Here is a 25,778-nt window from a genome sequence, read left to right as displayed (position 1 = left end):
CTGTTCTTTCTTCCTTGCCCGAATATCCCGGGGGGAGGCGCGAGCGCCGGGGGCAGAGCCCCCTACTCCGCCGCCGTCTCGGCGGCCCGGTTCAGCCCCAGCCGGCGTCCGATCCAGCCGCCCAGCCGCGCCTGTGCGCCGTGCAGCAGTGAAAACAGCGACGGCACGAACAGCAGCGACAGCAGCGTCGACAGCAGCAGCCCGCCGATCACCGCCACCGCCATGGGCGAGCGGAACTCGGACCCCTCGGCCGTGGACAGCGCCGAGGGCAGCATCCCTGCCGCCATGGCGATGGTGGTCATGATGATCGGGCGGGCGCGCTTGTGCACGGCATCGAGGATCGCGTCCCGCTTTTCGGCGCCCCGCTCCATCGCCTGGACCGCGAACTCGACCAGCATGATCGCGTTCTTGGTGACGATGCCCATCAGCATCAGGAAGCCGATCACCACCGCCATGCCGATGGCGTTGCCGGTGGCGTAAAGCGCCAGGATTGCGCCGCCGATCGCCAGCGGCAGCGACAGCAGGATGCTGACCGGGGTGACGAAATTATGAAACAGCAGCACCAGCACCACATAGACGAACATCACCCCCGCCCCCATGGCGAGGCCAAAGGCGGAAAACACCTCGCCCATGATCTCGGCGTCGCCCGAGGCTTGGAACTCGGTGCCCGGCGGCAGCTCCAGCTCTGCCTGCGCCGCCTGCACCTGCGCCGCGACCGGGCCCAGGATCGCGCCATCGGCCAGGTTCGCCGACACGGTGGTGCGATAGCGCTGGTCATAGCGGGCGATCTGGGTGGCGCCGGCCGACAGCGTGACCTCGGCCAGCGCGCCCAGCGGCACCTGCCCGGCCGAGGACGGCACCCGCAGGTTGCGCAGCTCCATCAGGTCGCCGCGCGCCTGTTCGTTCAGCCGCACCATGATCGGCACCTGCTCGTCGCCGGCATTGAACTTGGGCAGGTTCGATTCCGCATCCCCCAGCGTCGCTACCAGCAGCGTCTGCGCCATGGCGGCGGTGGAAACCCCCAGCTGCGCCGCCACCCCTTCGCGCGGGGTGATCTGGATTTCCGGGCGCTGCAACGCGGATGAGGAGGTGACGTTTTCCAGCTGCGGCATCTCGCGCATCCTTGCCACCAGCAGTTCGGCCGCCTGCGCGGCGCCGTCCTCGGTGTCGCCCATGACGCTGACGGTCAGGTCGTTGCCGCCGGCCTGGTTCTGGAAATTCAGCCGCACGTCGGCCACGTCGGCCAGCATCTGCTTCAGCCCGGCCTCGATCTCGGCTTGCGAGCGGTCGCGGCTGGCCTTGTTGCCATAGTTGATCATCAGCCGCGACTTGGTGGGTTCCGAGGTGCCGCCCATGACAAAGACCGACTCGACCTCGGGGATGGTGGCGATGCGGTGCGACAGGGCGCGCATCACCGCCTCGTTGTCCTCGACCAGCGATCCGGGGGGCAGCTCGACCTCGATCTGGCTGCGGCCGACGTCGCCCTCGGCGATGAACTCGGTCGGCAGCAACGTGGCGGAATAGATCGAGCCCGCGAACACCCCCAGACCCAGCAGCAGGGTCCGCCCCCGGTGGCGCATGGTCCATCCCAGCACCCGCATCAGCCCGCGCATCGCCACCCCGTCGCCCGAGCTTTCGGCGTGGCCGCCGCCGCGGATGAAATAGGCGGCCAGCATCGGGGTGATGATCCGCGCCACCAGCAGCGAAAACAGCACCGAGACCGCCACCGTCAGCCCGAACTGCTTGAAATACTGCCCGGCGATTCCGGACATGAAGGCCACCGGCGCGAACACCGCCACGATGGAAAAGCTGATTGCGATCACGGTCATGCCGATCTCGGCCGCGGCTTCCTCGGCCGCCTGATAGGGCGGGCTGCCCTCGTGCATGTGGCGCACGATGTTCTCGATCTCGACGATGGCGTCGTCGACAAGGATGCCGGTCACCAGCGTGATCGCCAGCAGGCTGATGCCGTTCAGCGTGAACCCCAGCCACTCCATCACGAAGAAGGTCGGGATCACCGACAGCGGCAGCGCGGTGGCGGCGATCAGCGTGGCGCGCCAGTTGCGCAGGAACAGCAGCACCACGATCACCGCCAGCGCCGCGCCTTCGTACAGCGTGTGCATGGCGGTGTCGTAGGATTGCAGCGTATAGGTGGTGGCGTCGTCGATCAGGGTGATGCGCAGGTTCGGATAGCGCGTGCCCAGCTCGGCCAGCCGCGCCTTGGCGTTGTCGCCCGCCACCAGGTCCGAGGCGCCCGAGGCGCGATAGACGCCGAAGGCCACCACCGGCTCGGCCCCCAGCAGCGCAAAGCTGCGCTCGTCGGTGGCGCCGTCGCTGACCGTGCCCAGCTGGTCCAGCCGCACCGTGCGTCCGCCGGCGATGGAGATGGGCGTGCCGGCCAGCTGCGCCACCGTGTCGGCGGACCCCAGGGTGCGGATGGAATATTCCCGCCCCGCCAGATCGCCGCGGCCGCCGCCCATGTTGATGTTGCGCTGCCGCAGTTCTGACGACACCTCGGCCGCGGTCAGCCCGTGCGCCAGCAGCCGGTCGGGGTCCAGCGCCACCTCGATCTGGCGGTCGGCGCCGCCGATCCGCTCGATCGATCCGATGCCGGGCAGCGCCGACAGCTCGCGCGCGATCACGTCGTCAACGAACTTGGACAGCCCTTCCAGCGAGCGCGAGGGGTCGCTGACCGCATAGGTCAGCACCGGCATCCCGGTGACGTCCAGCCGCCGCACCAAGGGCTCGGTGATCGACTGCGGCAGATCGGCGCGGACGCTGGCCACCGCGTCCTTGATGTCGTTCAGCGCCCGGTCGCTGTCGGTTTCCAGCTCGAACTCGATGGTCAGGCTGGCCGCCCCGTCCGAGGCGGTGGCGCTGACATGGCGCACGCCCTGCACATTGGCGATGGCATCCTCGATCGGGCGCACCACCTGCGAGGTCAGCTCCGTCGGCGCCGCGCCGGGCTGGCCGATGCTGACCGAGATGATCGGCAGATCCACGTTCGGCATCGCCGTGACCGGCAGCCGCATGAAGCTGACCAGCCCCAGCACCACCAGCACCATGAAGATGGCAATGGGCGGGACGGGATGGCGGATCGACCAGGTGGAAAGATTCATGGCCGCGCCCCGGTCTCGGCCGCTTGGGCGGCAAGGGGCGCCGCGGCTTCCGAGGCGGTGGAAGCCTGCTCCCCCGGGGTCCCGGAAGCGGCGGCGGGCGGGGTCTGGCCGGGATTGTCCGCCATGGCCCCGTCGGGGGGCGCATCCTGCGGCTCGGTCGTGGCGCTCACCCGGTCGCCGCTGCGGAAGAACGCGCCGGCGCGGGCGATCACGGTCTCGCCCGCGGCCAGCCCCTCGGTGATCTCGCGCTGGCCTTGCCACAGCAGCCCGGCGCGCACGGCGCGGGTTTCCACGACGCCGCCCTCGACCACCTGCACCCGCTCGCCCGAGGCGTCGGCAAGCACGGCGGTGGCGGGGACGGTCACCGCCTCGCGCCGCTCGGTGACGATGTCGCCGCTGACGAACAGCCCGATCAGCAGCCGCTCATCCGCGGGCAACTCGACCCGGACCAGCCCCAGCCTTGTGGTGGCATCGACCGCGGCGGGCAGTTGCCGCACCCGCCCGGCGATGCGGCCGACGCCGGCCACGTCCAGCTCGGCCGTCTGGCCGGGGCGCAGCGCGGGCAGCGCGGTCTCGATCACCTCGCCCTCGAACTCGATCGAGCCGTCGGCGATCAGGGTGAACATCGGCCCGGCGCTGGCGGTGGCGATCGCGCCGATCTGCGCATTGCGGCTGGAGACGCGGCCCGCCACCGGGGCGGTGATGCGGGTGCGGTCGACGTTGATCTGGGCGATGTCGCGCGCGGCGCGGGCCTGCGCCGCGGCGGCGCGGGCGACCGCCAGCCCCTCGCGCGAGCTGATGGCGGCGGCGCGGGCGCCGGCCTCGGCCGCGATGGCCTGATCCAGCGCCGCCTGGGTTCCGCTGCCCGACTGCCGCAGGCTGCGGGCGCGTTCCAGCGCGGCGATGGCCTGCGCCAGAGCGGCCTCGTTGCTGGCGATCTGGCTTTCCGCCTGCGCCACGCCGGCGGTCGCGCGCTGCAATTCGGCATCGGCCTGCGCCAGTTGCGCGCGCAGGGTCACGTCGGACAGGCGGGCAAGTTCCTGCCCCTGTTCCACCCGGTCGCCCGGCTCGGCGCCCAGCGACAGGATTTCCTGCCCCTCGATGCGGGGGGTGACCTGCACCACCTCGCGCGCGACCAGCGTGCCCGACAGCGGCACCCGCGCCTGCACCTCGGCCCGCACGGCGGGGGCGACGGTAACGGTGGGGGCGGTCGCCTCGGCCGCGGGGGGTGCGGGCGGGGGGCGGTCACCCATCGCCAGCGCCGTCCCCGGCCCCAGCAGGGCCAGCGTCAAGAAAAGGGAAAAGCGCCACATGGTCGAAGGCCCTGATAACATCGCTGCCACATAAGCAACGCCGCCGCCTGCGACAACGTGCCATGGCAAGCCGGTGATCGGCGCCGTGATCCGCGGCGAGGGCGCAGCTAGACCTGCACCTTGACGCCCGGCAGGCGCAATTCCGCCAGCAAATCGCGCAGTTCCTGCCGGGCGGCGATGTTCGACATCGACAGCTGCTGGGTGCCGATGTCGCGCAGGTCCAGCAGGGTCAGCCCGCGGGGGAACAACTCGCGATAGATCACTCGCTCGGCGAACCCCGCCGCGACGCGGAAGCCGATGCGGCGCGACAGCCGGGTCAGCGCCTCTCCGACCCGGCGTTTGTTGTGCATTTCGGTGGTGCCCAGCCGGTTGCGCAGCACCACCCAGTCGATCGGACCGGCCCCGGCCTGCCCGCGCAGCTGCCGCGCCGACCAGACCATTTCCGAATAGATCGAAGGGCCCAGCACCTCGCCCTCGGGCGACATCCGCGCCAGCAGGTCAAAGTCGATGAAGCTGTCGTTCATCGGGGTGACCAGCGTGTCGGCCAACGTATGCGCCATCTGGCTGAGCTTCGTATGCGAGCCGGGGCAGTCGATCACGATGAAGTCATGTTCGGGGTCCAGCGCCCCCACCGCCGCCGACAGCGGGTCCACGCCCTCGACGTCGCGGGACAGTTCGCCCAGCGTTGGGGTGGGCAGCGCGATCCCCTCGCGCGCCAGGAAGGCCATGCGGTTTTCCAGATAGCGGCCGAAGCTTCGCTGGCGCACATCCAGGTCCAGCGCGCCGACGCGGTGCCCCATCCGGGCCAGCGCGGTCGCGATATGCATCGAGGTCGTGGATTTCCCCGACCCGCCCTTTTCATTGCCGACGACGATGATATGCGCCACGAATCGCCTCCGCTTGCCGGCGCAATCTAGCGGCTGCGCGCCCCCGAGTCATGGCCGCGCCGCGATTGAACTGTGGACAACCCGCGAGAATGTCTCGAAAAACCAATGCAAAACGCCGCCCGTCGGGGCGGCGTCGCTTTTCCTGCAACAGTCGGGATCAGAAGCCCAGACCGGCGTATTTGTTCTTGAAGCGCGAGACGCGCCCCCCGGTGTCCATCAGCTTGGCCGAGCCGCCGGTCCAGGCGGGGTGCGAGGTCGGATCGATATCCAGCGACATGGTGTCGCCCTCTTTGCCCCAGGTCGAGCGGGTCTGATAGGTGGTCCCGTCGGTCATCTTGACGGTGATCATGTGATAGGCGGGGTGGATTTCGGCTTTCATGGCGCGCGACCTCAGGCTTGGGCGTCGGCCTTGGCGGCCTTCGGCTTGTAGTTGGACATCTCGGCGATACGGGCGGATTTGCCGCGGCGCTCGCGCAGGTAGTACAGCTTGGCGCGGCGGACGCGGCCACGGCGGACGACCTCGATCGATTCGACGTTGGTCGAATACAGCGGGAACACCCGCTCGACCCCTTCGCCGAACGAGATCTTGCGCACGGTGAACGAGGCGGCCAGCGTGTCGCCGCCGCGGCGGCTGATGCAGACGCCTTCGTACATCTGCACGCGGGTACGGGTGCCCTCGGTCACCTTGTAGCCGACGCGCACGGTGTCGCCGGCCTTGAAATCGGGGATGGTCTTGCCGAGAGCGGCGATCTGCTCGGCTTCCAGCTGGGCGATCAGGTTCATCGCATTTCGTCCTTGTCATGCTCGCGGCGGTCCCGCGATTGGTCTGATGCGCCCGAGAGCTGCGTCCTTCGGTCCGGGTCCACATGCCGGTCGGCATATGCCCGCCACAGGTCGGGGCGGCGTTGCTTGGTCAGGCTTTCGGCCTGTTCTTCCCGCCAGCGCGAGATTGCCGCGTGATTGCCCGACAACAGCACGTCGGGGACCCTGCGACCCTCCCATTCGGCGGGTTTCGTGTATTGCGGGTGTTCAAGCAGGCCGTGGGCAAAGGATTCCTCGGCCAGAGAATCCTGATTCCCCAGCACGCGCGGTATAAGGCGGACCGTCGCGTCGATCAAGACCTGAGCGGCGATCTCGCCCCCGGTCAGGACGTAATCGCCGATGCTGATTTCGGTGACGTCATGGGCGTCCAGCACCCGCTGGTCCACGCCCTCGAACCGGCCGCAGATCAGCGTGACGCCGGGGCCCTGCGCCAGCTCGCGCGCCAGCGCCTGGGTCAGCGGGCGGCCGCGGGGCGAAAGATACACCACCGGCAGTTCCGGCGCCGCGGCTTTCGCCGCCTGCAGCGCGGGACCGAGCACGTCGGGGCGGATCACCAGCCCGGCGCCGCCGCCCGCCGGCGTGTCGTCCACGTTGCGATGCCGGCCCAGGCCGAAATCGCGCAGCTGGAGGGTGCGCAACGCCCAGATCCCCTCGGCCAGCGCACGGCCGGTCAGCGACAGACCCAGCGTGCCGGGAAACGCCTCGGGGAACAGGGTGACGATCTGCGCGGTCCAGGGGGCCGCAGGCGCGGGGCTATTCATCGCTGTCCGGCGGGTCGGCGACGATGCGCCCGGCCGCGACATCCACGGTCGGCACCGCCGCGCGGGTAAAGGGGATCAGCAGCCCACCCCCCGGCCCCTGCACGTCCAGGATATCGCCCGCGCCGTGGTCGTGGATCGCCCGCACCCGCCCCAGCACCGCGCCGCCGGGGTCCACCACCTCGAGCCCGATCAGGTCGGCATGGTAGAACTCATCCTCGGGCAGCGCCGGCAGCGCCGCGCGGTCGGCCCACAGCGTCGCGCCCTTCAGCGCCTCGGCCTGTTCGCGGGTCTCGACCCCGGACAAACGCGCCGCCAACCCGCCGGTGACCGGGCGGGTCAGCCGCACGGTAAAACGGCGGCCGCCGTCCTCGGTCGCAAGCGGGCCATAGGTGGCGATGTCCTCGGCGGTGGTGCAGAAGCTTTTCAGCCGCACCTCGCCACGAACGCCGAAAGCGCCGGCGATGGCGCCGACGCAGACAGTTTCAGCCTTGGCGCCTTCGGTCATGGGCGGCCTTTCGCTGGACAGACGGGCCGCGGCGGGACCCTGCCCCGCCGCTGCCAGGGATCACTCGGTCGCGGCTTCCTCGGCCGGGGCTTCGGCCGGGGCGGCCTTGGCTTCCTCGGAGGCGGCGCGGGCGGCCTCTTCGCGGTCGAGGCGCTTCTGCGCGCGCTCTTTCGCGGCCTTGCCCGGCTCGCCCTTCTTCAGGTTCTGGCGCTCGGTCTTTTCCTTCACGCCCGCGGCTTCCAGGAAGCGCGCCACCCGGTCGGTCGGCTGCGCGCCATGGCTCAGCCAGTACTGCACCCGCTCAAGGTCGATCTTGACGCGGTCTTCCGAATCCTTGGGCAGCAGCGGGTTGTAGACGCCCAGCTTTTCCAGGAAGCGGCCGTCGCGCGGCATCCGCGAATCCGAGGCCACGATGGCGTAATGGGGGCGTTTCTTGGACCCGCCACGGGCGAGACGGATTTTCATGGCCATTTGGTTGTTCTCCTTTGGAAATGGCGTGTTGCGACGCGCGGGCGCGCCTCAGGACTGAAGGATCTCGTGGTGCCGGATCACCTCGGCGATCACGAAGTTGAGGAACTTGCGCGCGAACTCGGGGTCGAGATCGGCCTCGCGCGCCAGCCGTTCCAGCCGCTCGATCTGCTGCGCCTCGCGCGCAGGGTCCGAGGGCGGAAGATCATGTTCGGCCTTGAGCCGGCCGACCGATTGCGTGTGCTGGAACCGCTCGGCCAGCGTATAGACCAGGATCGCATCCAGCCGGTCGATGCTGGCGCGATGTTCCCGTAGCAGGGCGGCGGCGCGGTTCTGGGCGTCACTCATCCAGGGGCTCTCTTGCGGTTGCGGATTGCGCGGTCATGGGGCGGGCGGTCATTTCTTGCCGAACAGCCCCGAGAGCCCGCCGGGCAGGTTCATGCCGCCCAGCTGCCCGCCCAGGCCCCGCGGGTCCTGCAGCATCTTCGCGGCCTCGGCCATCTTGGCCGGATCGGCCTCGGCCAGATCGGGCAGCCCGCCGCCCTTGCCGGACATAGCGCGCATCGCCTGTTTCAGCATCGCGCCCTTGCCCATCTTGCTGACCTTTTTCATGGTATCGGCCATCTGCCGCTGCATCTTCAGCAGCTTGTTCAGCTCGGCCACCTCCATGCCCGCGCCGGCGGCGATGCGCTTCTTGCGGCTGGCCTGCAGCAGCTCGGGGTTGGCGCGTTCCTTCTTGGTCATCGAGTTGATCAGCGCGATCTGCCGGCGCAGCATGGTGTCGTCGATCCCCGCCGCCTCGGCCTGTTTCGCCATCTTCCCCATGCCGGGCATCATGCCCATGATGGACTGCATCCCGCCCATCTTCTGCATCTGCTCCAGCTGGTTCTTCAGGTCGTTCATGTTGAACAGACCCTTGGCAAACCGCTTCATCATGCGCTCGGCCTGCTCGACCTCGAGCACCTGCTGCGCCTTCTCGACCAGCGCCACGATGTCGCCCATGCCGAGGATGCGGCCCGCGACCCGCTCGGCATCGAAGCTTTCCAGCGCGTCCATCTTTTCGCCAAGCCCGACAAAGCGGATCGGCTTGCCGGTGATCTGGCGCATCGACAGCGCCGCACCGCCGCGGCCGTCGCCGTCCATCCGGGTCAGCACCACGCCCGAGACGCCGACCTTGGCATCGAACTCGGTCGCGACGTTCACCGCGTCCTGCCCGGTCAGCCCGTCGACGACCAGCAGCGTCTCGCGCGGGTTCACCACGTCGCGGACGGCCTGCACCTCGTCCATCAGCACCTGGTCAATATGCAGTCGCCCGGCGGTGTCGAGCATATAGACGTCATAGCCGCCGAAGCTCGCCTGCTGCTTGGCACGGCGCGCGATCTGCACGGCGTTTTCGCCCGGCACGATCGGCAGCGTGTCGACGCCGATCTGCTGGCCGAGGATCGCCAGCTGTTCCATCGCGGCGGGGCGGTTGGTGTCGAGGCTGGCCATCAGCACGCGCTTTTTCTCGCGGTCGGTGAGGCGCTTGGCGAGCTTGGCGGTGGTGGTGGTCTTCCCCGAGCCCTGCAGACCGACCATCAGGATCGGCGCGGGGGGCGTGTCGATCTTCAGCGTGTCGGGGGCATCGTCACCCTGCAGGGTGCGGATCAGCTCGTCATGGACGATCTTGACCACCTGCTGGCCGGGCGTGATCGACTTGGTGACCGCGGCCCCGGTGGCCTTGGCGGTGACCGCGCGCACGAAGCTGCGCACCACCGGCAGCGAGACGTCGGCGTCCAGCAGCGCCTGGCGCACCTCGCGCATGGCGGCTGTGACGTCATCCTCGGTCAGGGCGCCCTGCCGGGTCAGGCGGTCGAAGACGCCGCCAAGACGGTCAGAAAGGCTCTCGAACATCGCGACCTCCGGCTATCGCCGCATCAAAACCAGTATGGCCCCCGTGGGCGCATCCGCGCTGACGGGGGGCGATCCCCGAACAGGCGGGGACCGGAAGGATGACCTTCCGGGGAATCCGGGTGGACATTTCAGATCGCGGGGCCAGAGTCAACCTTGCCTGCGCAGATGGGGGCGCAGATGGGGGCCCTGCCCCCCCGCGTTGCGGCTCCCCCGGGGTATTTGAGCCAGAAAGAACACCATGAACCCACCGATCAGCCGCTTTGCCATCCCGAATCTGCGCGCCCTGCCCACCGATATCCAGGAAATGATCCGCGCCGTGCAGGAGAAATCCGGCTTCGTGCCGAACGTGTTCCTGGCGCTGGCGCACCGCCCGGCCGAATTCCGGGCGTTTTTCGCCTATCACGAGGCGCTGATGGACAAGGACGAGGGCCTGTCGCGGGCCGAGCGCGAGATGATCGTGGTCGCCACCAGCGGGCTGAACCGCTGCCAGTATTGCGTGGTGGCGCATGGGGCGATCCTGCGGGTGCGGGCCAAGGATCCGCAACTGGCCGACCGGCTGGCGGTCAACTGGCGCAAGACGCCGCTGAGCGACCGCCATTACGCCATGCTGGATTACGCCGAGCTGGTGGCGATGGAGGCCGAGAACGTCACTCAGGACGATTACGAGGACATGATCGAGGCGGGCTTCACCCCCGACGAGATCTGGGACATCGGCGCCATCGCCGCGTTCTTCGGCATGTCGAACCGGATCGCGAACATGGCCGACATCCCCCCGAACGAGGAGTTCTTCATGCTGGGCCGGGTGCCGCGCCAGCAGTGACCCGCTCGCGCAGGGCCTTGCCGGCGCTGGCGGCACGGCGCAGCGCCCCGGCGAGGGTGATCACGTCGATGGCGGTGGCCACGAAGCGCGCACCCTCGGCGATGGCGCGGCTGGCGTTCGGCTCGTCGGTCCAGATGATGCCCGGCGCCTTGCCCGCCGCCGCGATCCGCCTTGTCGCGTCCGAGATCGCCGCCAGCACCTCGGGGTGGTCGAGCTGGCCCAGATACCCCATGTCCGCCGACAGGTCGGCCGGGCCCAGAAACACCCCGTCCACGCCCTCGACCGCCAGGATTTCGTCCAGCGCCGCCAGCCCGGCGCGGGTCTCCACCTGCACCCCCAGCCAGATCTGCGCATCGGCCGTGGCCAGATAATCGGGGATCCCCGAGAACCGCGAGGCCCGCGCCAGCGCCGAACCGACCCCGCGCGTCCCCCGCGGCGGATAGCGCACGGCGCGGACCAGCGCCTGCGCCTGCGCGGCGCTGTCCACCATCGGGATCAGCAGCGACTGCGCGCCAAGGTCCAGCGCCTGCTTGATCGCCCAATCCTCGCCCATCGGCAGCCGCACCACCGGGCTGCTGCCCGAGGCCTCGACCACGCTCAGCTGCGCGAGGATCGAGCGCAGGTCGTTCGGCGCGTGCTCGCCGTCGATCAGCAGCCAGTCGAAACCGGCGGTGGCGGCGATCTCGGCGGCATAGGGGTCGGCAAGGCCCAGCCAGGCGCCGATCAGCACCTCGCCTGCGGCAAGTCGGGATTTGAAACTGTTCTGGGGAGCGGGCATCGTCAGGCTCTGCTGGTGGAACGCCGGCAGCATGGCCCGCATAGCCCCCCTGCACAAGCGGGCTTCTTTCTGGCCCAAATACCCATGCGGCCGCGCCGCATGGCCGGCGGCGACGCTCCTGCCGCCGCCGCGCCCGGGCGCTCGCTCAGGCGGCCCGCGCCTCGGGGTCCACCAGCGCCACCAGATCCATCATGATCCGGTTCAGCTCGAAATCCTTGGGCGTATAGACCCGCGCCACCCCCATCGCGCGCAGCTGCGCGGCGTCGTCCTCGGGGATGATGCCGCCGACGATCACCGGGATATGGCCCAGCCCCGCCCCACGCATCCGCTCCATCACGTCGCGGACCAGCGGCAGGTGGCTGCCCGACAGGATCGACAGCCCGACCACATGCGCCTGCTGTTCCTGCGCGGCCGCGACGATCTCGGCCGGGGTCAGGCGGATGCCGTCATAGGTGATGTCCATGCCGCAGTCGCGGGCGCGGAAGGCGATCTGCTCGGCGCCGTTGGAATGGCCGTCGAGCCCCGGCTTGCCGACCACGAACTTCATCCGCCGCCCCAGCCGGGTGCTGACCGCATCCACCGCCTCGCGGATCGGCTCGAGCCCCTCGGTCCGGTTCGAGGGCGAGGGCGAGACGCCGGTGGGCCCGCGGTATTCGCCGTGGACCGCGCGCATGACGCCCGCCCATTCGCCGGTGGTGGCCCCGGCCTTCGCCGCCGCGATCGAGGCCGGCATGATGTTGCGCCCCTCTTGCGCGTCCGCGCGCAAGCGCGACAGCGCGGCCTCGACGGCCGCGTTGTCGCGGGCCTGGCGCCAGTCGTTCAGCCTTGCGATCTGGTCCTGTTCCACCGCCGGATCGACGACGAGGATGCCGCCATCGCCCGAGGTCAGCGGCGAGGGCTCGCCCTGCTGCCAGCGGTTGACGCCGACCACCACGGTCTCGCCATCCTCGACCCGGTTCAGCCGCGCGGCGTTCGATTCGACCAGCCGCGATTTCATGTAGTCGATGGCCGCGATGGCACCACCCATCTCGTCCAGCAGCTTGAGCTCGGCGCGCGCCCCGTCCTTCAGCGCCTCGACCTTTGCGGCCACCGCCGGGTTGCCGTCGAACAGGTCGCCGTATTCCAGCAGGTCGGTTTCATAGGCCATGATCTGTTGCATCCGCAACGACCACTGCTGGTCCCAGGGGCGCGGCAGGCCCAGCGCCTCGTTCCAGGCCGGCAGCTGCACGGCGCGGGCACGGGCGTTCTTGGACAGCGTCACCGCCAGCATCTCGATCAGGATCCGGTAGACGTTGTTTTCCGGCTGCTGCTCGGTCAGGCCAAGGGAGTTCACCTGCACCCCGTAGCGGAAGCGGCGGTATTTCTCGTCCTCGATCCCGTAGCGGTCGCGGCAGATCTCGTCCCACAGCTCGGTAAAGGCGCGCATCTTGCACAGCTCGGTGACGAAGCGGATGCCCGCGTTCACGAAGAAGCTGATGCGGCCGACCATGGCCGGGAAGGCCTCGGGCGCGACCTTGGTTTTCAGATCGTCCAGCACCGCGATGCCGGTAGCCAGTGCATAGGCCAGTTCCTGTTCCGGCGTCGCCCCGGCCTCTTGCAGGTGATAGGAACACACGTTCATCGGGTTCCATTTCGGCAGGTTTTTCGCCGTATAAGCGGCAACGTCGGTAATCATCCGCAGGCTGGGCTTGGGCGGGCAGATATAGGTGCCGCGCGACAGATATTCCTTGATGATGTCGTTCTGCACCGTGCCCTGCAGTTTCGAGACATCGGCCCCCTGCTCCTCAGCCACCGCGATATACAGCGACAGCAGCCACGGCGCGGTGGCGTTGATGGTCATCGAGGTGTTCATCTGCTCCAGCGGGATCTGGTCGAACAGCGTGCGCATGTCGCCCAGGTGGCAAACGGGCACGCCGACCTTACCGACCTCGCCCCGCGCTAGCACGTGGTCCGAATCATAGCCGGTCTGCGTCGGCAGGTCGAAGGCCACCGACAACCCGGTCTGCCCCTTGGCGAGGTTGGTGCGGTAAAGCTGGTTGGACTTCGCGGCGGTGGAATGGCCGGCATAGGTGCGGAACAGCCAGGGTTTGTCCTTGGGAGCCACGGCGAATCCCTTTCGCAAGATTCTTTCGGTTGGGGTCAGTTAGCGGACATAATGCTGCGCCGTCAATTCGCTGCGGCGCGGCACGGGTCTTGCGTGGGGGCGGGAGCCTCCGGCGGGGATATTTGGGCCACGATGAAAGCCGCGCTCTCAGGACGCGGCGACGAGAGGGACATAATATTGCGCAACCCCCACAGGTCGCTATTGCAATGTTGCGCGCGGCTCTTTAGCGATTGGGGCCGGACGCCGCGATTCTGCGCTGCGGCATGATTACGCAAGGACTATGGCCATGGCCCTCGACACCCCTAGCCCCATCGCCCCCTATGACGCACCGCAAAAGGATCTCTACGAAATCGGAGAGATGCCGCCCTTGGGCCATGTTCCCAAGCAGATGTACGCCTGGGCGATTCGCCGCGAGCGACATGGCGAGCCCGACAAGGCCATGCAGGTCGAGGTCGTCGACACCTGGGAAATCGACAGCAACGAGGTGCTGGTGCTCGTGATGGCCGCGGGCGTCAACTACAACGGCATCTGGGCGGGGCTGGGCACGCCGGTCAGCCCCTTCGACGGGCACAAGCAGCCCTATCACATCGCCGGCTCGGACGCCTCGGGGATCGTGTGGAAGGTCGGCGACAAGGTCCGCAACTGGAAGGTCGGCGACGAGGTCGTGATCCACTGCAACCAGGACGACGGCAACGACGAGGAATGCAACGGCGGCGACCCGATGTATTCGCCCAGCCAGCGCATCTGGGGCTACGAGACCCCCGACGGCAGCTTCGCCCAGTTCACCCGGGTGCAGGCGCAGCAGCTGATGCCGCGCCCGCGCCACCTGACCTGGGAGGAATCGGCCTGCTACACCCTGACGCTGGCCACCGCCTATCGGATGCTGTTCGGGCACGAGCCGCATGAGCTCAAGCCCGGCATGAACGTGCTGGTCTGGGGCGCCTCGGGCGGGCTGGGGTCCTTCGCGATCCAGCTGATCAACGCCGCCGGCGCCAACGCCATCGGGGTGATTTCCGAAGAGGACAAGCGCGAGTTCGTGATGAACCTGGGCGCCAAGGGCGTCATCAACCGCAAGGATTTCAACTGCTGGGGCGCCCTGCCCAAGGTCAACAGCGAGGAATACAAGCAGTGGTTCAACGAGGTCCGCAAGTTCGGCAAGGCGATCTGGGACATCACCGGCAAGGGCAACAACGTCGACATCGTCTTTGAACACCCCGGTGAGGCGACCTTCCCGGTGTCGACCTTCGTCTGCAAGAAGGGCGGCATGGTGGTGATCTGCGCCGGCACCACCGGCTTCAACTGCACCTTCGACGTGCGCTACATGTGGATGCACCAGAAGCGCCTGCAGGGCTCGCATTTCGCGCATCTCAAGCAGGCCTCGGCCGCGAACCGGCTGATGCTGGAACGCCGCATCGACCCGGCCATGTCCGAGGTGTTCCCCTGGGCGGACATCCCGCAGGCGCATCTGAAGATGCTGCGCAACCAGCACAAGCCGGGCAACATGGCGGTGCTGGTGCAGGCGCCCGAGGCCGGGCTGCGCACCTTCGAGGACGCGCTCGAGGCCGGCCGCAGGGGCTGAGCGCCCCTCCCCTGAACGCAGAAGCGCGCCCCTTCGGGCGCGCTTTTCGTTGGTGCGGTGCGGCTCAGTAATTCCCGGGCGGGTCGCTGGACGGGAACGAGGCGTCGCTGGCCTCGTCCACCTCGTCCCAGCGCCGCGGGGGGTCGCGCATGGCGCCGCGCCCGGCGGGGCGGACGAAGTCGCAGTCCTCGGTCGCCTCGCCCTCGGCCGCGGCCTTGTCGGAAATCGCTGCCAGCCGCCCGCGCCGATGCAGCCGCCGGTGCGAGTGGTGTCCCTGGCGGCAGAACATCGCGGCGGCCCAGCCCAGCACCCCGGCCAGCGCCACATAGGGCAGGATCGAGCCGGCCCGCTCATGGTGATGTGTCATCTTGCTTTGCTCCGTTGCAGCCCGGCGGCGCCCTGCGGCAACCGCGGTCGCGACCCCAACGCGCCCGGCCGCCGCGCGGATCCACGCAGCCCCATGCCACCGGCGCTTTCATCGTGGCCCAAATATCCCCGCCGGAGGCTCCGGCCGCGCCACCCTGCGGGCCGCCCCCGCCTGTCCCCGAACACCGCCGCTTGGCCCCACCCGCCGCCGCGGCTAGGATGGCGCGATGCAGCCGACGCTTCGCCTCGACGCCCCCGCCGAACGGCCCGACCCGCCGCCGCTTTCCGCCGATCAGGCCGAGGCCTGGGACCGGCTGGCCGAGGCGCTGGCCGCCGCCGGCGTCGATCTGGTGTCCGAGGAAATCGTGCCCCCCGCGGCCGGCAAGGCGCAGGTGCTGGCGGTGCTGGGCAAGGCGGGGTCGGGCAAGACGCTGCTGCTGGCCGAGATCACCCGGGCGCTGGTCGCAGCCGGGGTGCATGTGGTCAGCGGCGATTACGAGGGCAAGCGCCGCAAGGACGCCCGCAGCGTGGCGATTCTGGCGCCGACCAACAAGGCCGCCTTCGTGCTGCGCACCCGGGGCGTGCCCGCGACCACCATCCACCGCATCCTTTATACGCCGGTTTATGATCCCGAATACGAACGCCTGGCCGAGTGGCTGGCCGGCACCGGCGAGCGTCCGGTGATCGCGGCGCTCAGCGAGGAGGCGATGGACCGCGCGCTCTTGTTCTATCAGCAGCACGGCTCGATCCCCGGGGCGCTGGCGGCGGCGGGGCTGCGGGGTTCGGATTTCATCACCGGCTGGAAACGGCGCGAGGACCCGCTGGACATCGGGCTGATCGACGAATCCTCGATGCTGGACGAACGCCAGTTCGAGGATCTGCGCGAGATCTTTCCGCTGCTGGTGCTGTTCGGCGACCCGGCGCAGCTGGCCCCGGTGGGGCAGTCGGGACAGATGGTGTTCGACCGGCTGGCGGCGCCGCAAAAGCTGATGCTCAGCCGCATTCACCGGCAGGCGGGCGACAGCCCGATCCTCGACCTTGCCCATGCGCTGTCCGACCCGGCGGTGGACTTCCCGGCCTTCGAGCGGCTGGTCCGCGATGCGGCCGGCCGCGACGACCGGGTGGTCTGGGCGGAACGGATGGACAGCGACCTGATGGCGCGCTCGCCCGCGTTGGTCTGGCGCAACGCCACGCGGGTGCGGCTGATCACAGCCTTTCGCGCCGCCCATGGCGCGCCGGGCGATGCGCTGCTGCCGGGCGAGCCGCTGGTCTGCGACGGGATCGAGCTGCCGCTGAAACACCGCAAGAAGCGCATCGATCTCGAGGCGCGCGGGCTGATCAAGGGCGCGCAGGTGATCTATCTGGGCCCGGGCAAGAAGCCGGGGTTTTCGCGGCTGCACGTCATCGGCGTCCCCGAGCCGCGGCTGTCGGCCGCCAGCATCATCAAGATCGAGACGCCGGACGTCGAGGAACCCTTCATCCCCTATGCCGCCCGCATGGGCGCGGCCTTCCTGCACGGCGCGGCGGTGACGATCCACAAGGCGCAGGGCTCGCAATGGCCCGAGGTGCAGCTGTTCGGCCCCGACATCTCGGCCGCCGCCTGGGCGAACCGGACCGAGGCCGGGCTGCCGTTGTGGAAGCGGCTGGCCTATGTGGCGATTACCCGCGCGCAGGAGCGGCTGTTCTGGGTCACCCGCGCGGCGCTGGCGCGGCCGAAATCGGGGCTGTCGGTCAGCGACCTGACGGTCGAGGCCGCGGCGCTGGAGCTGGCAGCGCCCGAAGCCGCGCCCGAGTGAGAGCGGCGCGGCCGGAGCCTCCGGCGGGGATATTTTCGCCACGATGAAAAGCGGGAAAGACCGGGATCAGCCGCGAGCGGGGTTGTGCAGTGCCTTGCCGCGGCGTTGTTCCATGCGGTCGACCAGCGCCTCGGTCAGGGCCTCGCGCGGGATGCCGGTTTCGCGGGCAAGCCGCAGCAGCCCGAAATGCACGCGGGCGATTTCCTGATAATACCCGGCAAAGGCAAAGTTGATCGAGGCGCCGGCCACCGCGCCGAACACCGGCGTCGCCTGCGCCGCCAGCTTCTGGCCCAGCACCGCCGCCAGCCGCGGCGCGATGCGCGCGATCAGCCCCTGCACGGTCTGGCCGGTGATCGTCACCTTGGCCGCCAGCAGCCCCAGATCGGTGCCGTCGTCGTCCGACATCGGCCCGGCGGCGGCAAAGACCCGGATCGCCTCGATCCGGGTTTCCTCGGCCTCGGGGTCGAAGCCGTGTTCGGCGGCGATTTCCAGGATCGCGCGCAGCAGCATGGATACGGTCAGCGGCAGTTCCACCATCGCGCCCGGCAGCCCGGCCGCGCCGCCGGCGGCGCCGGAGACGGTCGTCGCCAGCCGGTTGAACCAGTCGCCGCGGTCGCGGACATAGTGGCGCGAGCGGCTGGCCGCGTCGAACGCTCGGTTCAGTGCCGCCAGGGTGATCCCGTCCAGACGGTGGCGCACGAAGCCCGGCAGCCGGTCCAGCAGCCCCTGCGCACCGCCGCCGATGCTGACCAGCAGATCCATCACCAGCCCGCCGGCATCGAGGTATTTCCCGGCCAGCCGGTCGATCTGCAGATGCACCGAGGGGTCGTCGATCGGCGGCAGGATCGCCTGCCGGGGGATGGTCGTGGGCGTGGCTGCCATGGGTCCGTCCTTGCTTGGCGCGACATTTCCACGGAAACGCGCCCCGCCCGGCGCTGTCAAGCGCCCGAGGGGCAGGCGTTCGCGGCCGCGGTCTCGCGCGTGACCGTGCCGCGCAGGTCAACCCATGCGCCGGGTTCCAGTTCCAGCCCCAGCACCCGGTCGGGGTTGGTGGGGGGCGGCATCTCGACCCCGTCCAGCTTTGAAAACCCGAAGCGGCTGTAATAGGGCGCATCGCCCACCAGCATCACCCGCTGCCAGCCCATCGCCGCCGCAAGCGACAGGCTTTCGCGCATCAAGAGCCCGCCCAGCCCCTCGCCCTGCGCGGTGGGGTGGACCGCGACGGGGCCCAGCAGCAGCACCTTTTGCCCCGCCACCCGCACCGGCCAATAGCGGATCGCGGCCAGCAGCACGCCCGCGCTGCCGTCCCCGTTGCTGGTGCCGGCGCGCAGGGTCAGGCACAGCTCGCGCACCGGCGCCACGCCTTCGCGCAGCCGATAGGACGACAGCGCCGTCCGCCCCGGGGCGAAGCACAGGTCCAGCAGGGCCTCGACCTCGGGGGTGTCGGCGTCGGTTTCGGGGGACAGCCTGTACATCGGACCTTTGCGCCGCGGATCGGCGCGGGCTTAACACCCTGCGCCCGCGCAGGAAAGACCGCGCCGGGTGCTTGCCCCGGGGCCGCGGTGCCGCCATCATGCGCTCCCCGCCCCCTCTCCAGCGAAAGGCCGCATCCATGTTCTATCGACCCGAGGCGGGGCACGGCCTGCCGCACAACCCGTTCAACGCCATCATCGCGCCGCGCCCGATCGGCTGGGTGTCGACGCGCGGGCGGCAGGGGGACAACCTGGCGCCCTATTCGTTCTTCAACGCCACCGCCTATGTGCCGCCGCAGGTGATGTTCGCCTCGACCGGGGATAAGCCCGACCGGCCGGGCACCAAGGACAGCGTGGCGCAGATCGCGGAAAGCCGGGTGTTCTGCATCAACATCGCCGACGGGGCGCTGAAGGACGCGATGAACGCGTCCTCGGCGATGCTGCCGGCGGGGGTGAGCGAGTTCGAGGCCGCCGGGCTGACCGCCGCGCCCTGCGAGACCATCGACTGCCCGCGGGTGGCCGAAGCTGCGGCGAGCCTGGAGTGCCGGATGACTAGGATCATCCGGCTGGCGGGCAAGGCCAACCACATGGTGCTGGGGGTGGTCACCGGCATCCACCTGCGCGACGATTGCGTGGTCGAGGGGCGGTTCGACCTGCGCCGCACCGGCTGGCTGTCGCGGCTGGGCTATCGCGACTACGCCATCACCACCGAGTTGTTCGAGATGCAGCGCCCGGATTAGGCGCCGCTTTCCAGGCCCCCTGCCCCCAGCCGGGCGAGCAGCCGCGCCCGCGCTGGCGGGATGGGGCGGCCCACCTGCCCCTCGGCCAGCCGCGCAGCCAGGAAATGCCCGGTCAGCGCCAGCGCCTCGGCCAGTCCCCCTGCCTCCTCGGGCCCGCCGAGGATCGCGGGCAGGGGCAGCAGCCGCGGCGCCCATTCGCCCGCCGCGGCCCCTGTCACCGCATGGCCAGTGCGGGGGGAAACCCAGGCCAGCCCCTCGCGCGCGCCGCTGACCGCGCAGCGATCCAGCGACAGCCCGAACCCCAGCTCGTCCAGCAGCAGCAGCTCCCACCGCAGGTAATCGGCGGCCCAGGGCGTGGCTTCTTCATCACCGAAATATCCTCGGGGGGCGCGGGGGGCAGACAGCCCCCCGGCTCCGGCCGCGCCATCAGGCACCGCGGTTCCTGCCGCGATCGCGTCCAGCAACGCCTCGGTCGCGTCGGTCAGCCGCGGGTGGGGGTCGCGCTCGGGCAGCGCCCAGCGGATCAGCGCGGTGACCGCGTTCAGCCCGGCCAGCGCATCGGCATCGGCCATCAGCCCCGGCCGCGCCCGCGCGGGTTCCGCCGAGAACCTGCCCAGCTGGTCGTCCAGCCGCGCCCGCCAGCGCAGGCTCAGCCGGTTGCCCGGTTGCAGCATGGCGGCGCGCTTGACGCTGGCCCCGCCCGGCACCACCCCCGAGATCAGCCCGGCGTCGCGCGCCAGCACGGTCAGGATCACCGCGTGTTCGCCGTGCCTGCGCCGCGCGATCGCGGTTGCCTCGCCCTGCCACTCCATCCGTCTTTCCTTCCGGTGCCGCCTGCCGCAATCTGGGGCATTATCCGGCGAAGGAAAGGGCGCGCGATGTTGAAATCATGGATCGAGGCACAGGCGCGGCTGGTCGAGGTCGCCGCGGGGCGCGCGCCCGCCGACATGGTGATCCGCGGCGGGCAATGGGTGAACGTGCACACGCGCGAGGTGGTGGCGGGACACGACATCGCCATCGCCGACGGGCGCATCGCCTGCGTGCTGCCCGATGCCGGCGCCAATATCGGCCCCGACACGCAGGTGATCGAGGCGCAGGGCCGCTACATGATCCCCGGGCTGATCGACGCGCATATGCATGTCGAATCGGGGATGCTGACGCCCGCCGGTTTCGCCGCAGCGGTGATCCCGCACGGCACCACCACCATCCTGCACGACCCGCATGAGATCGCCAACGTGATGGGGCTGGAAGGGGTGCGGCTGATGCGAGACGAAAGCCTGCGCCAGCCGATCACCATGCTGACCCAGATGCCCAGCTGCGCGCCCTCGGCCCCCGGGCTGGAAACCACCGGCCACCCGATCACGGCGGGCGAGGTCGCACAGGCGATGGGCTGGGAAGGCATCGTGGGTCTGGGCGAGATGATGAACTTTCCCGGCGTGGCGGCGGGCGACCCGGCGATGCTGTCGGAAATCGCCGCGACTCGCGCCGCGGGCAAGGTGGTCGGCGGGCATTACGCCAGCCCCGACCTGGGGCGCAGCTTTGCGGCCTATGTCGCCGGGGGCGCGGCCGACGACCACGAGACCGTGGCCGAGCATCAGGCCATCGCCCGGGTGCGGCAGGGGATGGGGGCGATGCTGCGGCTGGGCTCGGCCTGGCACGACGTGGCGGCGCAGATCACCGCGATCACCGAAAAGGGGCTGGACCCGGCCAGCTTCATGCTGTGCACCGACGATTGCCACGCGGGCACGCTGGTCCATGACGGGCATATGGACCGGGTCGTGCGCCATGCCATCGACTGCGGCTGCGACCCGCTGATCGCGATCCAGATGGCCACGATCAACACCGCCCGGCATTTCGGGCTGGAACGAGAACTGGGCTCGATCACCCCGGGGCGACGGGCGGATGTGATCCTGAGCAGCGACCTGCGGGCGCTGCCGGTCGAGCTGGTGATCGCACAGGGCCGCGTGGTGGCGGAAAGCGGGCGGCTGCTGGTCGACTGCCCGCAGATCGACTGGCCCGAAGCCGCCCGCAACTCGGTGCATCTGGGGCGTCCTCTGGCGGCGGTGGATTTTCGGGTGCCGGCCGCGGGCAACCGCGCGACGGTGCGGGTGATCGGCGTGGTCGAGAACCAGGCCCCCACACGGGCGCTGACCGCCGATCTGCCGGTCCGCGACGGGGCGGTGGAGCCCGAGGGCGAGCTGGCGCGGATCGCGCTGGTGGAACGCCACCGCGGCACCGGCGGCGTGGTCAACGGGTTCGTGCAGGGTTTCGGCTATCAGGGGCGGATGGCGGTGGCCTCGACCGTGGCGCATGACAGCCACCACATGATCGTCGTCGGCACCTGCGGCGACAATATGGCCGCGGCCGTCGCGCGGCTGGGCGAGCTGGGCGGCGGCATCACCGTGTTCCGCGAGGGCGTGGAGCTGGCCCATGTCGCGCTGCCCATCGCCGGGCTGATGTCGGACCGCCCTGCGGCCGAGGTCGCCGCGGACGCGGACGCGGTCAACCAGGCGATCCGCGACTGCGGCTGCGCCATGAACAACGCGGTGATGCAGCATGTGCTGCTGGCGCTGGTGGTGATCCCCGAGCTGCGGATTTCCGATCTGGGGCTGGTGGATGTGACGCGGTTCGAACTGGTCGATGTGGTGATGTCGTCGGCGTAGAATGGGTATTTGGGCCAGAAAGAAGCTATTCCTCGGTCGCCACTGAGGCGCCGCCCTCGCGGTGGACCGACAGGTAGCGGGCGCGGGGGCCAAAGGCGGCGAACAGCTCGCGCCCGGTGCCGGTCAGGAAGCTCTGCGCCGGCAGCGCGCTGATTTCATCGTAAAGCGCGGCGCGGCGGTCGGCATCCAGATGGGCCGCGACCTCGTCGAGCAGCAGCACCGGGCGCTCTGCCGCCAGCGCGCGGGCGTTGGCGAGGATGAGGGAAAGCAGCAGCGCCTTTTGCTCTCCGGTGGAACTCAGCGCGGCCGGCATGTCCTGCGGACCCCAATGCGCGCCCAGATCGGCGCGATGCGGGCCGGTCAGGGTACGGCCGGCGGCCATGTCGCGGGGGCGGGTCGCCGCCAGCCGCGCGGCGATGCGGTCCGGGTCGGGGTCGTCGGCGTGGCCCTCGCCCGGCAGCAAGGCCAGGGTTGCGGCGGGAAACCCGGTGGCGGCATCCGCCTGCGCGGCGTGGATGCGGTCCAGCGCCGCCAGCCGGTTCGCGGTCAGTTCCGCCCCCGCCTGCGCCATCCGGGTTTCCAGCGCCCGGAACCAGCGGTCGTCGCGGATTTCGTCGCGCAGCAGGCGGTTGCGTTCGCGCATGGCGCGCTCATACGCCAGCGCGGTTTCCGCGTGCGAGGGGATCAGGCTCAGCGTCAGCCGGTCGAGGAACCGCCGCCGCGATTCGGGCGGGTCGGTCCACAGCCGGTCCATCGCGGGGGTGACCCAGATCAGCCGCAGCAGCCGCCCCAGCGCCACCTGTGGCGCGGCCTTGTCGTCGATGGTCAGCCTGCGCGATTCGCCGGGGCTGGCGCCGGTTTCCACCTGATGGTCGCCGATCACCGCGCGGATCCGCCAGCCCGCATCCGGCCCTTGCCGCGCCTGATCGCCGGGGGCGGCATTGCGCAGGCCCCGCCCGGGGGACAGCATCGACAGCGCTTCCAGGATGTTGGTCTTGCCGGCGCCATTCGGGCCAAAGATCGCCAGCGGCCGGTCGTCGAGGTCCAGCCCCAGCCGGGGCCAGGACCGGAATTGCGCAAGCTCCAGACGGGTGAGCGTCACACCCGCATCGGCATCACGACATAGACCGCCGATTCGTCCCCGCCCTCGCGGATCAGGGCGGCGTCGCCCGAGCCGTTGAACAGGAACACCGCGTTCTCGCGGTCGATCTGGGCGGCGATTTCCTGCAGGTATTTGGCGTTGAAGCCGATCTCCAGCGGCTCGTCGGCATAGGCCACGGCCAGTTCCTCGTCAGCCGCGCCGGCGTCGGGGGCGTTCACCGACAGCACCAGCCGATCTTCGTCCAGCGCCAGCTTGACCGCGCGCGAACGCTCGCTGCTGACGGTGGCCACCCGGTCCACGGCGCGGGCGAAATCGGCGGCGTCGACCTCGAGCCGGCGGGTGTTGCCGCGCGGGATCACCCGGCTGTAGTCGGGGAAGGTGCCGTCGATCACCTTGGAGGTCAGGGTGATCGTCGGCGTCGCAAACCGCACCTTGGTTTCGCCGACCGAGACCGCGATCTCTGCCTCGTCGTCGTCCAAGAGCTTGCGCAGCTCGGCCACGGTCTTGCGCGGCACGATCACGCCGGGCATCGATTCAGCCCCCGCGGGCAGGGCCGCATCGACGCGGGCCAGCCGGTGGCCGTCGGTCGCCACGCAGCGCAGGGTCCGGCCGCCCTCGGTTTCGGCCACATGCATGTAGACGCCGTTCAGGTAATAGCGGGTCTCTTCGGTCGAGATCGCAAACCGCGACTTGTCGAACAGCCGCCGCAGCACCGGCGCGGGCGCCGCGAAATTGGCGGCGTATTCGGTCGAGGCCATCACCGGGAAATCCTCGCGCGGCAGCGTCGCGAGGTTGAAGTTCGAGCGCCCCGCCTGCACGGTCAGCCGCGCGGTGGCGGCATCGGCGGCGATGTTGACCAGCGCCCCGTCGGGCAGCTTGCGGGCGATCTCGTTCAGCAGCGCCGCGCTGACCGTGGTGGCGCCGGGGCGTTCCACCATGGCGGGCGCGCGGTCCACGATTTCGGTGTCAAGGTCGGTGGCGCGGAAGCTGACGCCATCCGCCCCGGCCTCGATCAGCACGTTGGCCAGAATCGGGATGGTGTTGCGGCGCTCGACCACCGACTGGGCCTGGTTGGCCGCCTTGACGAGCACCGCGCGTTCGATCGAAAATTTCATGGTTCCCTGGCCCCGTCTGTCGTCAGCGCGCCCATGCCGGCCGGCAGGCGCGCGCGCCACGTTCCGTCAATGCGCGGCGGCGGTCAAGCATTTGCCGAGCCTTACATCTCGAGCGCGCGGCGAAGCAGGTCGATATCCTCGGCCATGCTGCGATCCTCGCGCCGCAGCTCCTCGATCTTGCGCACCCCGTGCATGATCGTGGTGTGGTCGCGCCCGCCGAAGCGGCGGCCGATTTCCGGCAGGCTGCGGCTGGTCATTTGCTTGGCCAGATACATGGCGATCTGCCGCGGCCGCGCCAGCGTGCGCACCCGCTTGGGCCCCACCAGATCGGACAGGCGGATGTTGTAGTGTTCTGCCACCTTGCGCTGGATTTCCTCGACCGAGACCTTGCGGTCGGACGCGCGCAGGATGTCGGCCAGGCTTTCCTGGGTCATGTCCAGGTCGATGTCGTGCCCGGTCAGGCTGGCAAAGGCGAACAGCCGCTGCAGCGCCCCTTCGAGCACGCGCACGTTCGAGGTGATGCGGTGGGCCAGAAACTCCAGCACCCCGTCACACAGCGTCAGCCCCGGATAGGTGGCGCGGAACAGCTCGGTCTTGGATTGCAGGATCGACAGGCGTAGCTCGTAGTCGGTGGGGTGCAGGTCCACGATCAGCCCGCAGGACAGGCGCGAGCGGATACGTTCCTCCATGTCCTTGATCTCGCCGGGGGCGCGGTCGGCGGAAATCACGATCTGCTTGCCCTGGTCGACCAGCGCGTTGAACGTATGGAAGAACTCTTCCTGGGTGGAATCCTTGCCGGCGATGAACTGCACGTCGTCGACCATCAGCAGGTCGACGGTGCGGAACAGCTCCTTGAAGTTCATCACCGTGCGCTCGCGCAGGGCGCGGACAAAGCGGTACATGAACTGTTCGGCCGACAGGTAGAGCACCCGCGCCTCGGGGTCGCGGGCCTGGCGTTCGCGGGCGATGGCGTGCATCAGGTGGGTCTTGCCCAGCCCGACGCCGCCGTAAAGGAACAGCGGGTTGAAGGTGACGGGGCCGCCCTCGGCCACGCGGCGGGCGGCGGCGTGGGCCAGCTCGTTGGGCTTGCCGACGATGAAATTGTCGAAGGTGAAGCGGGAATCGAGCGGAGCCGACATCTCGTCATCGCCCATGATACCGCGGGCGGGGACACGCGCCGCGGGCTGTTCGGGCGCCGGTGCCGGCGCGGCGGAGGCGGCAGGCGCGGGGCGGGCGCCGGTGGCGATGGTGAAGTTCAGCCGCTCGACCTCGGCGCCCTGATTGCTGAGCGCGTCGAGAATCGGGCGGGCATAGTGGCGTGACACCCAGTCGGACAGGAACCTGGTCGGGCAGGCGATGTCGGCAGAGCCGCCTTCGATCGCGCGCAGATCCAGCGGTGCGATCCAGGTCGCGAAATTATGCGTCCCCACCCGCGCCTCAAGCTCTGACCGCACGCCCGCCCATAGTTCGTTCAT

The 25,778-nt window shown here is 69.7% G+C and carries 24 protein-coding genes; 5 read left to right on the top strand and 19 right to left on the bottom strand.

Going from position 1 to position 25,778, the window contains the following annotated elements:
- Positions 1–62: 62 nt before the first annotated feature.
- From RSP45_RS00120 to ffh, 10 genes are all read right to left on the bottom strand, one after another.
- The gene (locus RSP45_RS00120) at positions 63–3,119 is read right to left on the bottom strand and encodes an efflux RND transporter permease subunit (protein WP_415392751.1); all 3,057 of its coding nucleotides are present in this window, start codon (positions 3,117–3,119) and stop codon (positions 63–65) included.
- Positions 3,116–4,411, bottom strand: a complete 1,296-nt coding sequence (locus tag RSP45_RS00115; RefSeq protein ID WP_415392750.1) for an efflux RND transporter periplasmic adaptor subunit — start codon at positions 4,409–4,411, stop codon at positions 3,116–3,118. Before RSP45_RS00115 ends, RSP45_RS00120 begins: the two co-directional genes overlap by 4 nt.
- 128 nt (positions 4,412–4,539) lie before the next feature.
- A complete protein-coding gene (locus RSP45_RS00110) occupies positions 4,540–5,319 on the bottom strand; it encodes a division plane positioning ATPase MipZ (protein WP_415392749.1) in 780 nt (259 codons plus the stop codon).
- A gap of 157 nt (positions 5,320–5,476) precedes the next feature.
- Entirely contained in the window at positions 5,477–5,698 is a 222-nt protein-coding gene (rpmE, locus tag RSP45_RS00105) for a 50S ribosomal protein L31 (protein WP_073064586.1), read from the bottom strand.
- A gap of 11 nt (positions 5,699–5,709) precedes the next feature.
- Entirely contained in the window at positions 5,710–6,102 is a 393-nt protein-coding gene (rplS, locus tag RSP45_RS00100; RefSeq protein WP_073064583.1) for a 50S ribosomal protein L19, read from the bottom strand.
- A complete protein-coding gene (gene trmD, locus RSP45_RS00095) occupies positions 6,099–6,902 on the bottom strand; it encodes a tRNA (guanosine(37)-N1)-methyltransferase TrmD (protein WP_415392748.1) in 804 nt (267 codons plus the stop codon). The genes rplS and trmD overlap by 4 nt, the downstream gene beginning before the upstream one ends.
- Positions 6,895–7,407 (bottom strand): ribosome maturation factor RimM, encoded by a 513-nt coding sequence (gene rimM / locus RSP45_RS00090; protein WP_415392747.1) that lies wholly within the window; start codon positions 7,405–7,407, stop codon positions 6,895–6,897. Before rimM ends, trmD begins: the two co-directional genes overlap by 8 nt.
- Positions 7,408–7,467: 60 nt before the next feature.
- Positions 7,468–7,878: a 30S ribosomal protein S16 gene (gene rpsP / locus RSP45_RS00085; RefSeq protein WP_415392746.1), complete on the bottom strand. Its 411-nt coding sequence runs from the start codon at positions 7,876–7,878 to the stop codon at positions 7,468–7,470.
- Between the two features lie 48 nt (positions 7,879–7,926).
- On the bottom strand, positions 7,927–8,223 hold the full coding sequence (locus RSP45_RS00080) for a chorismate mutase (protein ID WP_073064571.1): 297 nt from the start codon (positions 8,221–8,223) through the stop codon (positions 7,927–7,929).
- A 48-nt stretch (positions 8,224–8,271) separates the two neighbouring features.
- Positions 8,272–9,768, bottom strand: a complete 1,497-nt coding sequence (gene ffh, locus RSP45_RS00075; protein WP_415392745.1) for a signal recognition particle protein — start codon at positions 9,766–9,768, stop codon at positions 8,272–8,274.
- Between the two features lie 238 nt (positions 9,769–10,006).
- Between ffh and RSP45_RS00070 the strand changes: the two genes are divergently transcribed.
- Positions 10,007–10,588, top strand: a complete 582-nt coding sequence (locus RSP45_RS00070; RefSeq protein WP_073064565.1) for a peroxidase-related enzyme — start codon at positions 10,007–10,009, stop codon at positions 10,586–10,588.
- On the opposite strand, the gene RSP45_RS00065 is transcribed toward RSP45_RS00070, so the two are convergent.
- The gene (locus RSP45_RS00065) at positions 10,557–11,366 is read right to left on the bottom strand and encodes an HpcH/HpaI aldolase family protein (protein ID WP_415394098.1); all 810 of its coding nucleotides are present in this window, start codon (positions 11,364–11,366) and stop codon (positions 10,557–10,559) included. The genes RSP45_RS00070 and RSP45_RS00065 overlap by 32 nt on opposite strands.
- A 145-nt stretch (positions 11,367–11,511) precedes the next feature.
- Complete coding sequence (locus RSP45_RS00060; RefSeq protein WP_415392744.1) at positions 11,512–13,470, bottom strand: methylmalonyl-CoA mutase family protein; 1,959 nt, start codon at positions 13,468–13,470, stop codon at positions 11,512–11,514.
- Positions 13,471–13,756: 286 nt separating this feature from the next.
- Here RSP45_RS00060 and ccrA point away from each other — a divergent pair, with 286 nt between their 5' ends.
- Complete coding sequence (gene ccrA / locus RSP45_RS00055; RefSeq protein ID WP_415392743.1) at positions 13,757–15,049, top strand: crotonyl-CoA carboxylase/reductase; 1,293 nt, start codon at positions 13,757–13,759, stop codon at positions 15,047–15,049.
- Positions 15,050–15,113: 64 nt separating this feature from the next.
- On the opposite strand, the gene RSP45_RS00050 is transcribed toward ccrA, so the two are convergent.
- Positions 15,114–15,416 (bottom strand): hypothetical protein, encoded by a 303-nt coding sequence (locus tag RSP45_RS00050; RefSeq protein WP_324328295.1) that lies wholly within the window; start codon positions 15,414–15,416, stop codon positions 15,114–15,116.
- 226 nt (positions 15,417–15,642) lie between these two features.
- Between RSP45_RS00050 and RSP45_RS00045 the strand changes: the two genes are divergently transcribed.
- Complete coding sequence (locus RSP45_RS00045) at positions 15,643–17,211, top strand: ATP-dependent DNA helicase (RefSeq protein ID WP_415392742.1); 1,569 nt, start codon at positions 15,643–15,645, stop codon at positions 17,209–17,211.
- Positions 17,212–17,277: 66 nt separating this feature from the next.
- Here the strand turns inward: RSP45_RS00045 and RSP45_RS00040 are convergent, their stop codons facing one another.
- On the bottom strand, positions 17,278–18,093 hold the full coding sequence (locus RSP45_RS00040) for an EcsC family protein (RefSeq protein ID WP_415392741.1): 816 nt from the start codon (positions 18,091–18,093) through the stop codon (positions 17,278–17,280).
- Between the two features lie 56 nt (positions 18,094–18,149).
- On the bottom strand, positions 18,150–18,686 hold the full coding sequence (locus RSP45_RS00035; RefSeq protein ID WP_415392740.1) for a GNAT family N-acetyltransferase: 537 nt from the start codon (positions 18,684–18,686) through the stop codon (positions 18,150–18,152).
- A gap of 137 nt (positions 18,687–18,823) precedes the next feature.
- On the opposite strand from RSP45_RS00035, the gene RSP45_RS00030 reads away from it, so the two are divergent.
- Positions 18,824–19,423 carry a flavin reductase family protein gene (locus tag RSP45_RS00030; protein WP_415392739.1) on the top strand — a complete coding sequence of 200 codons (600 nt, stop codon included), beginning with the start codon at positions 18,824–18,826 and terminating at the stop codon, positions 19,421–19,423.
- Here RSP45_RS00030 and recO read toward each other — a convergent pair.
- Positions 19,420–20,235: a DNA repair protein RecO gene (recO, locus tag RSP45_RS00025; RefSeq protein ID WP_415392738.1), complete on the bottom strand. Its 816-nt coding sequence runs from the start codon at positions 20,233–20,235 to the stop codon at positions 19,420–19,422. The genes RSP45_RS00030 and recO overlap by 4 nt on opposite strands.
- Positions 20,236–20,301: 66 nt before the next feature.
- Between recO and ade the strand changes: the two genes are divergently transcribed.
- Positions 20,302–22,086: an adenine deaminase gene (gene ade / locus RSP45_RS00020; protein WP_415392737.1), complete on the top strand. Its 1,785-nt coding sequence runs from the start codon at positions 20,302–20,304 to the stop codon at positions 22,084–22,086.
- 25 nt (positions 22,087–22,111) lie between these two features.
- On the opposite strand, the gene recF is transcribed toward ade, so the two are convergent.
- From recF to dnaA, 3 genes are all read right to left on the bottom strand, one after another.
- Positions 22,112–23,188, bottom strand: coding sequence for a DNA replication/repair protein RecF (recF, locus tag RSP45_RS00015; protein ID WP_415392736.1), 1,077 nt, complete (start codon positions 23,186–23,188; stop codon positions 22,112–22,114).
- Positions 23,185–24,303 (bottom strand): DNA polymerase III subunit beta, encoded by a 1,119-nt coding sequence (gene dnaN / locus RSP45_RS00010; protein ID WP_415392735.1) that lies wholly within the window; start codon positions 24,301–24,303, stop codon positions 23,185–23,187. The genes recF and dnaN overlap by 4 nt, the downstream gene beginning before the upstream one ends.
- A gap of 101 nt (positions 24,304–24,404) precedes the next feature.
- The gene (dnaA, locus tag RSP45_RS00005; RefSeq protein WP_415392734.1) at positions 24,405–25,778 is read right to left on the bottom strand and encodes a chromosomal replication initiator protein DnaA; all 1,374 of its coding nucleotides are present in this window, start codon (positions 25,776–25,778) and stop codon (positions 24,405–24,407) included.

Origin of the sequence: Paracoccus sp. SJTW-4 (assembly GCF_047716885.1) — a bacterium.
GTDB lineage: Bacteria > Pseudomonadota > Alphaproteobacteria > Rhodobacterales > Rhodobacteraceae > Paracoccus > Paracoccus solventivorans.
This window is presented reverse-complemented; position numbering and strand designations above follow the sequence as displayed.

What these genes read in the sequence shown, in the direction of transcription:
- RSP45_RS00120 (WP_415392751.1), bottom strand. Translation starts at nt 3,119, where the DNA reads ATGAATCTTTCCACCTGGTCGATCCGCCATCCCGTCCCGCCCATTGCC.
- rpmE (WP_073064586.1), bottom strand. Translation starts at nt 5,698, where the DNA reads ATGAAAGCCGAAATCCACCCCGCCTATCACATGATCACCGTCAAGATG.
- rplS (WP_073064583.1), bottom strand. Translation starts at nt 6,102, where the DNA reads ATGAACCTGATCGCCCAGCTGGAAGCCGAGCAGATCGCCGCTCTCGGC.
- trmD (WP_415392748.1), bottom strand. Translation starts at nt 6,902, where the DNA reads ATGAATAGCCCCGCGCCTGCGGCCCCCTGGACCGCGCAGATCGTCACC.
- rimM (WP_415392747.1), bottom strand. Translation starts at nt 7,407, where the DNA reads ATGACCGAAGGCGCCAAGGCTGAAACTGTCTGCGTCGGCGCCATCGCC.
- rpsP (WP_415392746.1), bottom strand. Translation starts at nt 7,878, where the DNA reads ATGGCCATGAAAATCCGTCTCGCCCGTGGCGGGTCCAAGAAACGCCCC.
- RSP45_RS00080 (WP_073064571.1), bottom strand. Translation starts at nt 8,223, where the DNA reads ATGAGTGACGCCCAGAACCGCGCCGCCGCCCTGCTACGGGAACATCGC.
- ffh (WP_415392745.1), bottom strand. Translation starts at nt 9,768, where the DNA reads ATGTTCGAGAGCCTTTCTGACCGTCTTGGCGGCGTCTTCGACCGCCTG.
- RSP45_RS00070 (WP_073064565.1), top strand. Translation starts at nt 10,007, where the DNA reads ATGAACCCACCGATCAGCCGCTTTGCCATCCCGAATCTGCGCGCCCTG.
- RSP45_RS00065 (WP_415394098.1), bottom strand. Translation starts at nt 11,366, where the DNA reads ATGCCCGCTCCCCAGAACAGTTTCAAATCCCGACTTGCCGCAGGCGAG.
- ccrA (WP_415392743.1), top strand. Translation starts at nt 13,757, where the DNA reads ATGGCCCTCGACACCCCTAGCCCCATCGCCCCCTATGACGCACCGCAA.
- RSP45_RS00050 (WP_324328295.1), bottom strand. Translation starts at nt 15,416, where the DNA reads ATGACACATCACCATGAGCGGGCCGGCTCGATCCTGCCCTATGTGGCG.
- RSP45_RS00045 (WP_415392742.1), top strand. Translation starts at nt 15,643, where the DNA reads ATGCAGCCGACGCTTCGCCTCGACGCCCCCGCCGAACGGCCCGACCCG.
- RSP45_RS00040 (WP_415392741.1), bottom strand. Translation starts at nt 18,093, where the DNA reads ATGGCAGCCACGCCCACGACCATCCCCCGGCAGGCGATCCTGCCGCCG.
- RSP45_RS00035 (WP_415392740.1), bottom strand. Translation starts at nt 18,686, where the DNA reads ATGTACAGGCTGTCCCCCGAAACCGACGCCGACACCCCCGAGGTCGAG.
- RSP45_RS00030 (WP_415392739.1), top strand. Translation starts at nt 18,824, where the DNA reads ATGTTCTATCGACCCGAGGCGGGGCACGGCCTGCCGCACAACCCGTTC.
- recO (WP_415392738.1), bottom strand. Translation starts at nt 20,235, where the DNA reads ATGGAGTGGCAGGGCGAGGCAACCGCGATCGCGCGGCGCAGGCACGGC.
- ade (WP_415392737.1), top strand. Translation starts at nt 20,302, where the DNA reads ATGTTGAAATCATGGATCGAGGCACAGGCGCGGCTGGTCGAGGTCGCC.
- dnaN (WP_415392735.1), bottom strand. Translation starts at nt 24,303, where the DNA reads ATGAAATTTTCGATCGAACGCGCGGTGCTCGTCAAGGCGGCCAACCAG.
- dnaA (WP_415392734.1), bottom strand. Translation starts at nt 25,778, where the DNA reads ATGAACGAACTATGGGCGGGCGTGCGGTCAGAGCTTGAGGCGCGGGTG.